The organism is Cronobacter sp. HA18003 (genome assembly GCF_011605905.1).
Lineage (GTDB): Bacteria > Pseudomonadota > Gammaproteobacteria > Enterobacterales > Enterobacteriaceae > Cronobacter > Cronobacter sakazakii.
Genome location: NZ_JAANQO010000011.1, coordinates 1671152 through 1684854 on the forward strand (window position 1 = coordinate 1671152; position 13703 = coordinate 1684854).

A 13703-nucleotide genomic window follows, 5' to 3' on the forward strand; every position below is an offset into this window, starting at 1 on the left:
AAATTGGTTTACAAGTCATGATAACTCCTGCCGATCTCGCCTTCGATCGTGACCATATCTGGCACCCTTACACCTCCATGAGCGCGCCGCTGCCGGTCTACCCGGTGACGCACGCCGCCGGCTGCGAACTGCATCTGGCTAGCGGCGAACGGCTGGTGGATGGCATGTCGTCGTGGTGGGCGGCCATTCACGGCTACAACCATCCGCGCCTCAACGCGGCGATGAAAACCCAGATTGACGCGATGTCGCACGTCATGTTCGGCGGCATTACCCACCCCGCCGCGATAGCCCTGTGCCGTAAGCTGGTGGCGATGACCCCAGAGAACCTCGAGTGCGTGTTTCTTGCCGACTCCGGCTCGGTGGCGGTGGAAGTGGCGATGAAAATGGCGTTGCAGTACTGGCACGCCCGCGGCGAGCCGCGTCAGCGCTTCCTGACCTTCCGCCACGGCTACCACGGCGACACCTTCGGGGCGATGTCGGTGTGCGATCCGGATAACTCAATGCACAGTCTCTGGAAGGGGTACCTGCCGGAAAACCTCTTCGCGTCCGCGCCGCAGAGCCGTTTTGATGGCGAATGGGATGAGCGCGATCTCGCGCCGTTCGCCCGCCTGCTGGCCGCGCACCGCCAGGAGATAGCCGCGGTTATCCTTGAGCCAATTGTGCAGGGCGCGGGCGGCATGCGGATGTATCACCCGGAGTGGCTAAAGCGCATCCGCCGTATGTGCGATCGCGAAGGCATTTTGCTTATCGCCGATGAGATAGCGACCGGCTTTGGCCGCACCGGCAAGCTGTTCGCCTGCGAGCACGCGGGCGTGACGCCGGATATTCTCTGCCTCGGCAAGGCGCTGACCGGCGGCACGATGACGCTTTCCGCCACCCTCACCACGCGGCATGTGGCCGACACCATCAGCAACGGCGAGGCGGGCTGTTTTATGCACGGCCCGACGTTTATGGGCAATCCGCTTGCCTGCGCGGTGGCGGCCGAGAGCCTGGCGCTGCTGGAAACCGGCGAGTGGCGCGCGCAGGTCGCGGCCATTGAGCAGCAATTGCGTGATGAGCTGGCGCCGTGTCGTGAGCTGCCGCTGGTCGCCGATGTGCGCGTGCTCGGCGCTATCGGCGTCGTGGAAACCACCGCGCCGGTCGAGATGGCCGCGCTTCAGCGCTTTTTCGTGGAACAGGGCGTCTGGGTGCGCCCGTTTGGCCGCCTGATCTACCTGATGCCGCCCTATATCATCACGCCAGAACAGCTCACGCGGCTCACCCGTGCGGTGTGTGAAGCGGTGAAAAACCCGTCGTTTTTCAGACAGTGAGCGCCCGGCAAGCCGTGAGGGATGCACTACACTTTCAGGATTTGCGATAAACAACCAGGAGAGCGCGATGAAGATTCTGATGGTACTGACCTCCCACGACAAACTGGGTGATACCGGGAAAAAAACCGGCTTCTGGCTGGAAGAGTTTGCGGCACCTTACTTTGTGTTTCGCGACGCGGGGATCGACGTGACGCTCGCCACGCCGCAGGGCGGCCAGCCGCCGCTCGATCCGAAAAGCGATGCGCCGGACGCGCAAACCGCCGACACCCGGCGCTTTCGTGAAGATCATGAGGCTCAGGCCACGCTTGCGAATACCGCGCGGCTCGATGAAATCAACGCCGACGAGTACGACGCGCTGTTTTATCCGGGCGGCCACGGCCCGCTGTGGGATCTCGCCGATCACCCGATTTCTATCGCGCTTATCGAACACTACTGGGGCAGCGGCAAGCCCGTCGCGGCGGTGTGCCACGCGCCGGGCGTGTTGCGTCATGTGAAAAAGCCCGACGGCAGCCCGCTGGTGGAAGGCAAACGCGTTACCGGCTTTACCAACAGCGAAGAAGAGGCGGTCGGGCTGACCCATGTCGTGCCGTTCCTCGTGGAAGATGCGCTCAAAGAGGCGGGCGGTCAGTTTGAGCGCACCGATGACTGGGGCGTGCATGTGGTTGTTGACGGCCATCTGGTGACCGGCCAGAACCCGGCGTCTTCCGCGGCGACCGCCGAAGCGCTGTTAAAATTGCTTCATCTGTAAACGAGGAAACAGCATGAAGTTAATCAGTGTGAATTTTAACGACGGGGACAAGCTCCCCGCACGCCATGTGTTTAACGGCATGGGTTACGAGGGCGATAATATTTCGCCCCATCTCACCTGGGATGAGGTGCCGCCCGGCACCAAAAGTTTTGTGGTGACCTGTTACGATCCGGACGCGCCCACCGGCTCCGGCTGGTGGCACTGGGTCGTTGCGAATCTGCCCGCCGATACCCGCGTGCTGCCGCAGGGCGCGGGGTCTGGTCAGGCTGACCTGCCGGACGGTGCCATCCAGACGCGCACCGATTTTGGCACTGCAGGCTATGGCGGCGCGGCCCCGCCAAAAGGGGAAACACACCGCTATATTTTCACCGTGCACGCGCTGGATGTGGAGCGCATTGACGTTGATGAAAACGCCAGCGGCGCGATGGTCGGGTTTAATGTGCACTTCCACCGGCTCGCCAGCGCCTCGCTGACGGCGCACTACATCTGAATCATTTTGAAGCCGGTTATCACAATCGGCTTCCCGTTTCGCTCAACTTAGTATAAAAAAGCAGGCTCTTGTGCGTTCCCCCATTTTAAACAGGCTTAGCAAGGAGCAACCCTTGAACACATTTTCGGTTTCCCGTCTGGCGCTGGCGTTCGCTTTTGGCGTGACACTGACTGCATGCAGCTCAACGCCACCGGACCAACGTCCTTCTGAACAACGCGCGCCGGGTACGTCGGCTCGCCCGGTGCTGTCTGCGGATGAAGCGAAAAATTTCGCCCCGGCCCGCTATTTCTCCAATATCGATCCGAATGCCGCGCCGTGGTCACCCTCCCCGATTCGACTGCCTGAAAAAGCGGACTTCGTGGTCGGCCAGGCAGGCGAGCAGGGCGTGACCCACACCAGCATTCAGGCCGCCGTTGACGCCGCGATTGCGCGTCACGCGACGGCGCGTCAGTACATCGCTGTACTCCCCGGCACTTACGAAGGCACCGTTTATGTGCCTGCGGCACCGGGCAGCGTGACGATTTACGGCACCGGCGAAAAACCGCTGGATGTGAAAATCAGCGCCGCGCTGGACAGCGAAATGGATGCCAACACCTGGCGTCGTACCGTAAACCCGTCCGGCAAATATATGCCCGGCAAACCGGCCTGGTATATGTTCGACAACTGCCAGAACCGCCGCAACGGCAGCGTCGGCCTGATGTGCTCCGCGGTGTTCTGGTCACAGAATAATGGCCTGCAACTGCAAAACCTGACCATTGAAAACAGCCTCGGCGACGCCGCGGGCGAAGGTCAGCACCAGGGTGTCGCGCTGCGCACCGATGGCGACCGCGTGCAGATCAACAAAGTGAATGTTCTGGGCCGCCAGAATCCGTTCCTGGTGACCAACAGCGATATCCGCAACCGCTTCACGCCAGATCGTCTGACCCGCACGCAGGTGACGAACAGCTACGTGGAAGGCGATGTGGATCTGGTCGCGGGCCGCGGCGCGGTGGTGTTTGATAACACCGAATTCCGCGTAGTGAACACCCGTACCCAGAAAGAAGGTTATGTGTTTGCGCCAGCGACCATGCCGAACTTCTATTACGGCTTCCTCGCCGTGAACAGCCGCTTTGTCGCGGCCGGTGAAGGCGTGGCGCAGCTCGGCCGCGCATGGGATATGGACGCCGCCAATGGCTATACGCCTGGCCAGACGCCAAACGGCCAGGTCGTTATCCGCGACAGCGTGATTGACGCCGGCTTCAACACCGCGCAGCCGTGGGGCCCGGCGCTGGGCTCACAGCGTCCGTTCACCGGCAACACCGGCGCGCAGGACGACAAAGGCAATATCCAGCGCGATCTGAACGACGCGAACGCCAACCGTCTGTGGGAATACAACAACCGCGGGCTGGGCAGCAAAGTGGTTGCCGAACCGAAAAAGTAATCGCCCGGCATCTGTCAGGCATCAGAAAAAAGGGGGAGCAATCCCCCTTTTTCTTTGCCCGTTTGTTGACGCAAGGCAATCGCCTGACGGCGGTGGCCCGTATGATAAAGGCGTTGAGAACAACAGACGTGCAGGGTGGCTCACCACCGCCCATAAAAAACCTCGCCGCGGCGAGGTTTTTTATTTTTACGCGTCGAAGGCGTTAATGACGACCCACATCGGCCCCTGGCCTACCGCGTAACGGCCTTTCTCCGCGAGCAGCCCCTGTTCGCCTTCAATGCCGTAAACCGCAATATGATGCGATTTCTGGCCGGCGGCAATCAGATACTGTCCGCTGTTGTCGATGTTAAAACCGCGCGGCTGGGTTTCGGTGGGCTGATGCCCCTGCACCGCCAGAACGCTGCCATCTTCGGAAACAGTAAAGACCGTAATCACGCTGGCGGTGCGATCGCAGGCGTAGAGATGACGGCCATCCGGCGTAATGTGGATATCTGCCGCCCAGCGGGTGTCGGAGAAATCGGCCGGCATCATATCCAGCGTCTGTACGCATTCGATATTGCCGTGCGGATCGCTCAGCGCCCAGACATCCACCGAGCTGTTCAGCTCATTCACACAGTAGGCGAACGGCTTGCTCGGGTGGAAGACCATATGGCGCGGCCCGGCACCCGCGACGGTGGTGACTTCCGCTGGCGTTTGCGGCTCAAGGTGGCCATCGTCGGTCAGCGTAAACAGGCAGATGCGATCCTGCTTCAGCGCAGGCACCCACAGCGTGCGGTTATCCGGGGAGATATTCGCGGAGTGGCAGCCTTCCAGCCCTTCTACCACCGTGACAGTCTCGCCCGGCAGGCCGTCGTTCAGGCGCACCACGCTTACGCTGCCCGCGTTATAGGAGCCGCTGAACAGGAAACGGCCGGTATGATCGGTCGAAATGTGCGTCGGGCTACCCGGCAGCGGCGCTTCGCCCGCCTCGCTGAGCGTGCCGTCATGGGCGGCGATGCGATACGCGATAACGCGAAACTCCGGGCGCACGCCAACGTACAGGAAACGCTTGTCAGGGCTGATGACCATCGGCTGAACCTGCCCTGGCGCATCCACCACCTGCAATAGCGTCAGCGTGCCCTGCGGCTCCAGACGCCAGACGTGGATCTGCTGGCTCTCCGGGCTTGCGGTATAAACGGTTTGTTTCATGAATACTCCTTGCTTCACTGAGCCTGAAAGACTGTTTCAAGGGTAGCGCGTTTTATCTTCCTGTGCCGACGCAGGCCTTGCGGGTTTCGCGCGATGTCTGTCGCGGTGTACCATCAACCGGATATTCTGACTGACGACTCTGGAAACCTGCATGACTTTTCGCGTAATCGCTCTCGACTTAGACGGCACATTGTTAACCGCTCAAAAAACCATCCTCCCGGAATCCCTCGATGCGCTGGCGCGCGCGAAAGCCGCCGGGCTGAAACCGGTGATCGTCACCGGGCGCCACCATAATGCCATCCATCCTTTTTATCAGGCACTGGCGCTCGATACACCTGCCATTTGTTGTAATGGCACTTATTTGTATGATTATCAAGCGGAAAAGGTCATTAGGGCCGATCCGATGAGCCCGCAACAGGCTGAAAAACTGCTGGAATTACTGAGCGACGCGGGAATACCGGCGCTGATGTATATGGATGACGCGATGCTGTATGAACACGCCTGCGGCCATATCGAACGCACTCAGAACTGGGCATTACGCCTGCCCGAAACCCAGCGCCCCGTGTTCCGTCAGGTTGATTCGCTGCGCGAAGCGGCCCGCTCGGTGGAGAATATCTGGAAATTCGCACTCACCGGAGAAGACATTCCGCGCCTGCAAAACCTCGCGCTGACCATTGAGCGCGAGCTGGGCCTCGCCTGCGAGTGGTCATGGCACGATCAGGTGGATGTGGCCGCCCCCGGCAACAGCAAAGGCAAACGCCTGGCGCAGTGGGTGGAATCGCAGGGATTATCGATGGATCAGGTGGTGGCGTTCGGGGATAACCATAACGACATCTCCATGCTGGAGCGCGCGGGGCTTGGCATCGCCATGGGCAACGCCGACGACATCGTGAAATCGCACGCCGACAAAGTCATCGGCCCGAATAGCGAGGCCAGCATTGCCGACGCGCTGCGTCAGTGGGTGCTTTAAGTCGTTATCGACACGCTTTTTATCTGGGCGTAGAGCCACAGGCCAGGCTTGATGGCCAGCTCGTCACGCGCCCAGGGGCTGATGCGCGCCCAGAGGGTGCGCGAGCCTACCTCCAGTTGCACTTCCACCTGCCCGTTGTCGTCGTAACACTGCGCCACACGGGCGCGCAGAATGTTGCGGATGCTGCTTTGCAGCGGCGGCTGTAGCACCAGCGACACGTCAGACGCCTGAATGCGAATGCGCAGCGCCGTCTGGAGCGGTTTTTCGATACGGTTAACCCACAGATGCTGATCGCCCAGCGCCAGCGCCGTCATGGCGTAGTGCGGATGATGCTCAAGCACTGTGACTTTCAGCACGCTGCTCTGCTGCTCGGGCGGCAGCCAGGGGTGCATCACGCTGCTGCCCCAGATATCCTCCAGGCTGCCGAACGCTTTCACCTCGCCCTGCTCCAGCACCAGCACTTTATCGGCCAGATGCAGGATCTCCTCCAGCGAATGGCTGACGTAGAGCATCGGGATATTGATTTCGCGCGCCAGCCGTTGCAGGTACGGCAGCAGTTCGCGCTTGCGCGGCACGTCGAGCGAGGCGAGCGGTTCGTCAAGCAGCAGCAACTCCGGCGCCGTCAGCAGCGCGCGGCCAATCGCCACGCGCTGTTTTTCACCGCCCGAGAGCGTGCCCGGCAAACGGTCGAGCAGCGGCTCGATGCCGAGCAGCGTCACCAGTTTGTCGAACTGCGACGCCATCTCTTTCGCCATGCCATATTTCAGGTTGCCGCGCACTTTATAATGCGGAAAGAGGCGCGCATCCTGAAAGACATAGCCGACGCGGCGTTTCTCGGGCGGCAAAAAGGTGTCGGTTTCGGTGTCGCTCAGCACGCGATCGGTTAACACAATGCGTCCGTGCTGCGGGCGGGTCAGCCCGCTTATCGCGTTAATCAGCGAGGTTTTGCCCGCGCCCGACACGCCAAATACGGCGGTAATGCCGCTCCCCGGCAGGGTTTCGTTAACCGTCAGGCGATGCTTGCCGAGCACCTGGGTGAAATTCAGCTCCAGCATCAGGACGCTCCCAGACGGCGGCGGCTCTGGCGCGCCAGCCATTCAGAAAACATCAGCGAACAAAGCGCCAGCACAATGGCGATAACGCACAGGCGCGCGGCAGCGCCCTCGCCGCCCGGCGTCTGGATAAGCGTATACATCGCCGACGGCAGCGTGCGGGTTTCGCCCGGAATATTGGAAACAAAGGTAATGGTTGCGCCGAATTCGCCGAGCGAACGCGCAAAGGCCAGCACGGTGCCGACGATAATGCCCGGCAGCGTCAGCGGCAGCGTGATAGTGAAAAAAACACGCCAGCGGCTGGCTCCCAGCGTGCGTGCCGCCGCCTCAAGACGAATATCCACCGCCTCCAGCGCCAGGCGAATGGCGCGCACCATCAACGGAAACGCCATCACCGCCGAGGCGAGCACCGCCCCGCGCCAGGTGAACGCGAGCGTGATGCCAAAGAGATCGTAGAGCCATTCGCCTATCAGACCGCGGCGGCCAAACACCACCAGCAGCAGATAACCGACCACCACGGGCGGCAACACCAGCGGCAGATGAACCATACCGTCCAGCAGCGTTTTGCCCGGGAAGGTGCAGCGCACCAGCACCCAGGCGAGAAGGACCCCGAAGGGCAAACTGATAAGTACCGCAAGTGTAGAGACTTTCAGGCTAAGCAGTACCGCCTGCCATTCGGGTTCCGTCAACATCATTGGCTGGTTGTAAATCCGTATCGTTTAAACACTGCGGCAGCTTCCGGGCCCTGCAGATAGCGGTAAAACGCGCTGACCGTCGGGTTGTTATGCCCGTCGATGATCGCCAGCGGGTATTCCACTTTCTGATGGGAATCCTCCGGGAAGGTGCCAACCACTTTCACACCGTGGCTCGCCACGGCGTCAGAACCATACACGATGCCCAGCGGCGCTTCGTCGCGCTCCACCAGCGCCAGCGCGCCGCGCACATCTTCCGCTGGCGCAAGCTGTGCGGAGAGCGTCTCCCACGCGCCGAGTTTTTGCAATGCCTCTTTGGCGTAAATCCCGGCAGGCACGTGCGCCGGATCGCCCACCGCCAGACGGCCGCCTTTCAGCAGGCTTTTCCAGTCGGTGCTGCGGTTGATCACGATATCGCCCTGCGCGCTTTTCGCCGGTGCCACCACCACAAGACTATTGCCGAGGAGCGTTTTACGGCTCGGCGCGTCAATCGCTTTTTTATCGGCGGCGTAATCCATCCACTTCTGATCGGCGGAGATAAAAATATCCGCCGGCGCCCCCGCTTCAATCTGGCGTGCGAGCGTGGAAGAGGACGCGAACGACGAAACCACTTTCACCTGATGCCCTTTGGCATAGTCTTTAGCGATATCCTGCAGCGCGTTGGTCAGCGACGCGGCGGCAAACACGGTGACCGTGTTGTCCTGCGCCAGAGAAGCGCCGACTGCGCCCGCGCTTAAGGTGACGCCGAGTGCCAGTTTTAACCACAATTTTGCCATGAGAGAGTCCTTACCGTTTCGTTATATATAAGACAATATAACGCTGCGGGCAGGGTTTTCCCAGCAATTATCTATCGGCAAAAAAAGCGTCGGCTTGAGGGTAGAGAAAGGAAAACGCCCGGCAAAGCCGGGCGCGGGGGGAATCAGCGGTGCTGTTTAGACTGGTCTTTGTGACCGATGCCGGAGAAGATATTGAACACTTCACCGAGGCCCCAGATTAACCCCAGGATCACGGCCATCACCACCGGCACCATAATCACGGCAAACGCCAGACTTTTCAACAACTCGAACATGGTTGCCTCCTGAAAACAGTAAACCGTCATTCTAGCGGCATCCGCGCGAAACATCCTGCCCTTTTGTGCCATTTGCGCCGACCCGCCGCTTTCCTTCACAATAGCCTTTTGCCCGGCTGGAGGCCACCATGCAGGCCGATATTCTCCTTACGCTTAAACTGCACGACAGAATTTTTGCCGACCCACGGCGTATCAACCTGCTGAAACAGGTGGCGCTGACGGGCTCTATCAGCCAGGGCGCGAAGCTCGCGGGCATCAGCTATAAAAGCGCGTGGGACGCCATCAATGAGATGAATCAGCTTGGCGATAAACTGCTGGTGGAACGCGCCACCGGCGGTAAAGGCGGCGGCGGCGCGCAGGTGACGCCTTACGGCGAGCGGCTTATCGCGCTCTACGATCTGCTGGGGCAGATCCAGCAAAAGGCGTTTGACGCGCTTTCTGACGACGCGCTGCCGCTGGACAGCCTGCTGGCCGCCATCGCCCGCTTCTCGCTGCAAACCAGCGCCCGCAACCAGTGGTTCGGCGAAGTGGTCAGACGCGACGCCTGCCCGGTTCAGGAAACTATTGAGATTGCACTCGCCGGGAGCGGCACGCGAATCAACGCCGCAGTCACCACGCAGAGCGCCGAGCGGCTGGCGCTTTCGCCGGGCAAAGAGGTGCTGGCGCTCATCAAAGCGCCGTGGGTGCATCTCGCCCGCGATCCGCAGGAGGCCGCTCACGCCGATAACCAGCTCGCCGGTACCATCAGCCATATCGCCCGTACTCCACAGCACTGTGAAATTCTCCTGACGCTTAATGACGGCCAGACGCTCTGCGCCACGCTGACGCCGGAAGCCGCGCAGGCGTTAGACCCGCAGGAAGGCCTGGCGGTGACGGCCTGGTTTAACGCCGACAGCGTGATCGTCGCCACCCTCTGTTAACGCGCGTCGTTGACATTGCGCCGTGAAAAACGTATCCCTGTGGTTTTACGCTGCAAAAAATGGGATACGGGATGACAACGTTGCAAATTATGCAAGGCACGTTTCGCATTGGCGATATGCGCGCGCTTCATATTGAGGATCTGACTGTCCACGCAGGCGAAAGCTGGGCGTTTGTCGGCGCTAACGGCAGCGGCAAATCGTCCCTTGCGCGGGCGCTGGCGGGCGAGCTCACCACAGAGAAAGGCGAGCGCGTTTGTCACTTCTCCCGCATCGCCCTGCTCTCGTTTGAACAGTTGCAAAAGCTGGTCAGCGCCGAGTGGCAGCGCAATAACACCGATTTGCTGAGCCCGGATGAAGACGACACCGGACGCACCACCGCGCAGATTATTCAGGATGAAATCCATGATCCGGCGCGCTGCGCGGCGCTGGCAGCGCGCTTCGGCATCGACGCGCTGCTGGCGCGGCGCTTTAAATATCTCTCCACCGGCGAAACCCGCAAAACGCTGCTTTGTCAGGCGCTGATGTCTCAGCCCGATTTGCTGATCCTCGATGAGCCATTCGATGGTCTCGACGTCGCCTCACGCGAGCAGCTGGCGCGGCTGCTTGGCGAGCTGAGCGCGCAAGGCCTGACGCTGGTGCTCATTCTGAACCGCTTTGATGAAATTCCCGATTTTGTGCAGCACGCGGGCGTGGTGGCGGACTGCACGCTGGTAGAGACAGGCGATAAAGCCACACTGCTGAACCAGGCGCTGGTGGCGCAACTGGCCCACAGCGAGCGATTATCCGGCGTGAAACTGCCGGAGGCGGACGCCCCCGCGGCGCGCCACACGCTCAATGCCAGCGAGCCGCGTATTGTGCTGCGAAACGGTGTGGTTTCGTACAACGATCGCCCTGTCCTTAACAACCTGAGCTGGACGGTCAACCCCGGCGAACACTGGCAGATTGTCGGCCCCAACGGCGCGGGGAAATCGACGCTCTTAAGTCTGGTGACAGGCGATCATCCGCAGGGCTACAGCAATGACCTGACGCTCTTTGGCCGTCGTCGCGGCAGCGGCGAAACCATCTGGGATATCAAAAAGCATATCGGTTATGTGAGCAGCAGTTTGCATCTTGATTACCGCGTCAGCGCCTCGGTGCGCAGCGTGATCCTTTCCGGTTATTTCGACTCCATCGGGATTTATCAGGCCGTCTCGGACCGCCAGCAGCAGCTGACGCGCGAGTGGCTCGATATTCTCGGCATGGACGACGCCACCGCCGACGCGCCGTTTCACAGCCTCTCCTGGGGCCAGCAGCGGCTGGTGTTGATTGTACGCGCGCTGGTGAAACACCCGACGCTGCTTATCCTTGATGAGCCGTTGCAGGGGCTCGACCCGCTGAACCGCCAGCTGGTACGCCGTTTTGTGGATGTGTTGATTAGCGAAGGCGAAACGCAGCTGCTGTTTGTCTCGCACCACGCCGAAGACGCGCCGCAGTGCATGACCCACCGTTTAACCTTCATTCCTGACGGCGACAGCTATCGTTATCAGTTCGATACGCTGCGTTAACACAGCGCATTCAGGCGGGCCGGGCGTTCCCTGCCCGCGCCCCGCTTTCACTTTCAGATTAGCTGCAAATGCGCGCTTCGCGTTTTGTTTTACAATGGCTTAGCGTTGTCAGCTAACGGAGTGAAAAGCGGTGTAAACGATTCCACTAATTTATCCCATGTCACACTTTTTAGCGCTCTGTTATGCTATGGTTAATACATACCATAAGCGTAATGGAGCCAAATATGCGAGTTCTGGTAACAGGTGGTAGCGGTTACATCGGAAGTCATACCTGTGTGCAACTGCTGCAAAACAATCATGATGTGGTCATCCTTGATAACCTCTGCAACAGTAAGCGCAGCGTTCTGCCGGTGATTGAGCGTCTGGGCGGCAAAGCCGCGACGTTTATCGATGGCGATATCCGCGATGAAGCGCTGCTGCGCGAGATTTTCCACGACTACGCCATCGACACGGTGATCCATTTCGCCGGTCTGAAGGCGGTCGGCGAATCCGTCGCGAAACCGCTTGAGTATTACGACAACAACGTCAACGGTACGCTGCGCCTGATCTCTGCGATGCGCGCCGCGGGCGTTACCAATTTTATTTTCAGCTCCTCCGCGACCGTTTACGGCGACCAGCCGAAAATCCCTTATGTCGAAAGTTTCCCGACCGGCACGCCGCAAAGCCCGTATGGCAAAAGCAAGCTGATGGTCGAGCAGATCCTGACCGACCTGCAAAAAGCCTGCCCGGAGTGGAGCATCGCGCTGCTGCGTTATTTCAACCCGGTCGGCGCGCATCCGTCGGGCGATATGGGCGAAGATCCGCAAGGCATCCCGAATAACCTGATGCCGTATATCGCGCAGGTGGCGGTGGGTCGTCGCGAATCGCTGGCGGTTTTCGGTAATGATTACCCGACCAAAGACGGCACCGGCGTGCGCGACTATATCCACGTGATGGATCTCGCCGACGGCCACGTGGCCGCAATGCAACAACTGGCCGACAAGCCGGGCGTGCATATCTACAACCTCGGCGCGGGCGTCGGCAGCAGCGTGCTGGATGTCGTGAACGCTTTCAGCAAAGCCTGCGGCAAGCCTATCAATTATCACTTCGCGCCGCGCCGCGACGGCGACCTGCCCGCGTACTGGGCGGACGCCACCAAAGCAGACCAGGAGCTGAACTGGCGCGTGACGCGTTCATTACAGGAAATGGCGGACGACACCTGGCGCTGGCAGTCACGTCATCCCCAAGGTTATCCCGATTAAAGGAAGTCAGATGGAACAGTTTAACCCCGTGGATCATCCGCACCGTCGTTATAACCCGCTGACCGGACAATGGATTCTGGTTTCGCCGCATCGCGCCAAGCGCCCCTGGCAGGGGGCGCAGGAAACGCCTGCGAAACAGACGCTGCCGCAGCACGATCCCGATTGTTTTCTCTGCCCCGGCAACACCCGTGTTACCGGGGATAAAAACCCGCAGTACACCGGCACCTATGTGTTTACTAACGATTTCGCCGCGCTGATGACCGATACGCCGGACGCGCCGCAAAGCGCCGATCCGCTGATGCGTCTTGAGAGCGCCCGCGGCACCAGCCGCGTGATCTGCTTCTCGCCGGATCACAGCAAAACGCTGCCGGAGCTGACGCTGCCCGCGCTCGAAGAAGTGGTGAATACGTGGCAGACGCAGACCGCCGAGCTTGGCAAAACCTACCCGTGGGTACAGGTGTTTGAAAACAAAGGCGCGGCGATGGGCTGCTCCAACCCGCATCCGCACGGTCAGATTTGGGCTAACAGCTTTTTGCCGAATGAAGCCGAGCGTGAAGACAGGCTGCAGCGCGAGTATTTCGAACAGCAAGGCTCGCCGATGCTGGTGGATTACGCACAGCGTGAACTGGCGGATGGCAGCCGCACGGTAGTTGAAACCGAACACTGGCTGGCGGTAGTGCCGTACTGGGCGGCCTGGCCGTTTGAAACACTGCTGCTGCCGAAAACGCATATTCTGCGCATGACCGACCTGACTGACGCGCAGCGCAGCTGCCTCGCGCTGGCGCTGAAAAAACTCACCAGCCGCTACGACAACCTGTTCCAGACCTCATTCCCCTACTCGATGGGCTGGCACGGCGCGCCGTTCAATGGCGAAGAGAACACACACTGGCAGCTTCACGCCCACTTCTACCCGCCGCTGCTGCGCAGCGCCACGGTACGTAAATTTATGGTGGGATATGAAATGCTGGCGGAAACCCAGCGCGATTTAACCGCCGAACAGGCGGCAGAGCGTCTGCGCGCCGTCAGCGACGTCCATTTTCGCGAATCCGGAGAATAACA

The 13703-nt window shown here is 60.4% G+C and carries 14 protein-coding genes; 9 read left to right on the forward strand and 5 right to left on the reverse strand.

Annotated features, from left to right (window positions below; all coding sequences use genetic code 11):
• Positions 1-17: 17 nt before the first annotated feature.
• From bioA to G6041_RS09010, 4 genes are all read left to right on the forward strand, one after another.
• Positions 18-1310 (forward strand): adenosylmethionine--8-amino-7-oxononanoate transaminase, encoded by a 1293-nt coding sequence (gene bioA, locus G6041_RS08995; protein WP_012125307.1) that lies wholly within the window; start codon positions 18-20, stop codon positions 1308-1310.
• A 67-nt stretch (positions 1311-1377) separates the two neighbouring features.
• The gene (locus G6041_RS09000) at positions 1378-2058 is read left to right on the forward strand and encodes a type 1 glutamine amidotransferase domain-containing protein (RefSeq protein ID WP_007896458.1); all 681 of its coding nucleotides are present in this window, start codon (positions 1378-1380) and stop codon (positions 2056-2058) included.
• A 13-nt stretch (positions 2059-2071) separates the two neighbouring features.
• The gene (locus tag G6041_RS09005; protein ID WP_007896459.1) at positions 2072-2548 is read left to right on the forward strand and encodes a kinase inhibitor; all 477 of its coding nucleotides are present in this window, start codon (positions 2072-2074) and stop codon (positions 2546-2548) included.
• A gap of 112 nt (positions 2549-2660) precedes the next feature.
• Positions 2661-3968, forward strand: a complete 1308-nt coding sequence (locus G6041_RS09010; RefSeq protein WP_041460567.1) for a putative acyl-CoA thioester hydrolase — start codon at positions 2661-2663, stop codon at positions 3966-3968.
• Positions 3969-4154: 186 nt separating this feature from the next.
• Here the strand turns inward: G6041_RS09010 and pgl are convergent, their stop codons facing one another.
• Positions 4155-5156 (reverse strand): 6-phosphogluconolactonase, encoded by a 1002-nt coding sequence (gene pgl, locus G6041_RS09015; protein ID WP_007888520.1) that lies wholly within the window; start codon positions 5154-5156, stop codon positions 4155-4157.
• 151 nt (positions 5157-5307) lie between these two features.
• On the opposite strand from pgl, the gene G6041_RS09020 reads away from it, so the two are divergent.
• A complete protein-coding gene (locus G6041_RS09020) occupies positions 5308-6126 on the forward strand; it encodes a pyridoxal phosphatase (protein WP_012125309.1) in 819 nt (272 codons plus the stop codon).
• On the opposite strand, the gene modC is transcribed toward G6041_RS09020, so the two are convergent.
• From modC to G6041_RS09040, 4 genes are all read right to left on the reverse strand, one after another.
• The gene (modC, locus tag G6041_RS09025; RefSeq protein WP_012125310.1) at positions 6123-7181 is read right to left on the reverse strand and encodes a molybdenum ABC transporter ATP-binding protein ModC; all 1059 of its coding nucleotides are present in this window, start codon (positions 7179-7181) and stop codon (positions 6123-6125) included. The two genes, G6041_RS09020 and modC, sit on opposite strands and share 4 nt — an antisense overlap.
• On the reverse strand, positions 7181-7873 hold the full coding sequence (modB, locus tag G6041_RS09030; RefSeq protein ID WP_012125311.1) for a molybdate ABC transporter permease subunit: 693 nt from the start codon (positions 7871-7873) through the stop codon (positions 7181-7183). The genes modC and modB overlap by 1 nt, the downstream gene beginning before the upstream one ends.
• A complete protein-coding gene (gene modA / locus G6041_RS09035; protein WP_012125312.1) occupies positions 7870-8646 on the reverse strand; it encodes a molybdate ABC transporter substrate-binding protein in 777 nt (258 codons plus the stop codon). Before modA ends, modB begins: the two co-directional genes overlap by 4 nt.
• A 143-nt stretch (positions 8647-8789) precedes the next feature.
• On the reverse strand, positions 8790-8939 hold the full coding sequence (locus G6041_RS09040; protein WP_004386739.1) for an AcrZ family multidrug efflux pump-associated protein: 150 nt from the start codon (positions 8937-8939) through the stop codon (positions 8790-8792).
• A gap of 128 nt (positions 8940-9067) precedes the next feature.
• Between G6041_RS09040 and modE the strand changes: the two genes are divergently transcribed.
• The 4 genes from modE to galT all read left to right on the forward strand — a co-directional run bounded on the left by modE (position 9068) and on the right by galT (position 13701).
• Positions 9068-9859 carry a molybdenum-dependent transcriptional regulator gene (gene modE / locus G6041_RS09045; RefSeq protein ID WP_012125314.1) on the forward strand — a complete coding sequence of 264 codons (792 nt, stop codon included), beginning with the start codon at positions 9068-9070 and terminating at the stop codon, positions 9857-9859.
• Positions 9860-9930: 71 nt separating this feature from the next.
• Positions 9931-11403 (forward strand): molybdate ABC transporter ATP-binding protein ModF, encoded by a 1473-nt coding sequence (modF, locus tag G6041_RS09050; RefSeq protein WP_041460568.1) that lies wholly within the window; start codon positions 9931-9933, stop codon positions 11401-11403.
• Between the two features lie 224 nt (positions 11404-11627).
• Positions 11628-12644 (forward strand): UDP-glucose 4-epimerase GalE, encoded by a 1017-nt coding sequence (gene galE, locus G6041_RS09055; protein WP_004386741.1) that lies wholly within the window; start codon positions 11628-11630, stop codon positions 12642-12644.
• A 10-nt stretch (positions 12645-12654) separates the two neighbouring features.
• Positions 12655-13701: a galactose-1-phosphate uridylyltransferase gene (gene galT / locus G6041_RS09060; RefSeq protein WP_012125318.1), complete on the forward strand. Its 1047-nt coding sequence runs from the start codon at positions 12655-12657 to the stop codon at positions 13699-13701.
• Positions 13702-13703: the final 2 nt, after the last annotated feature.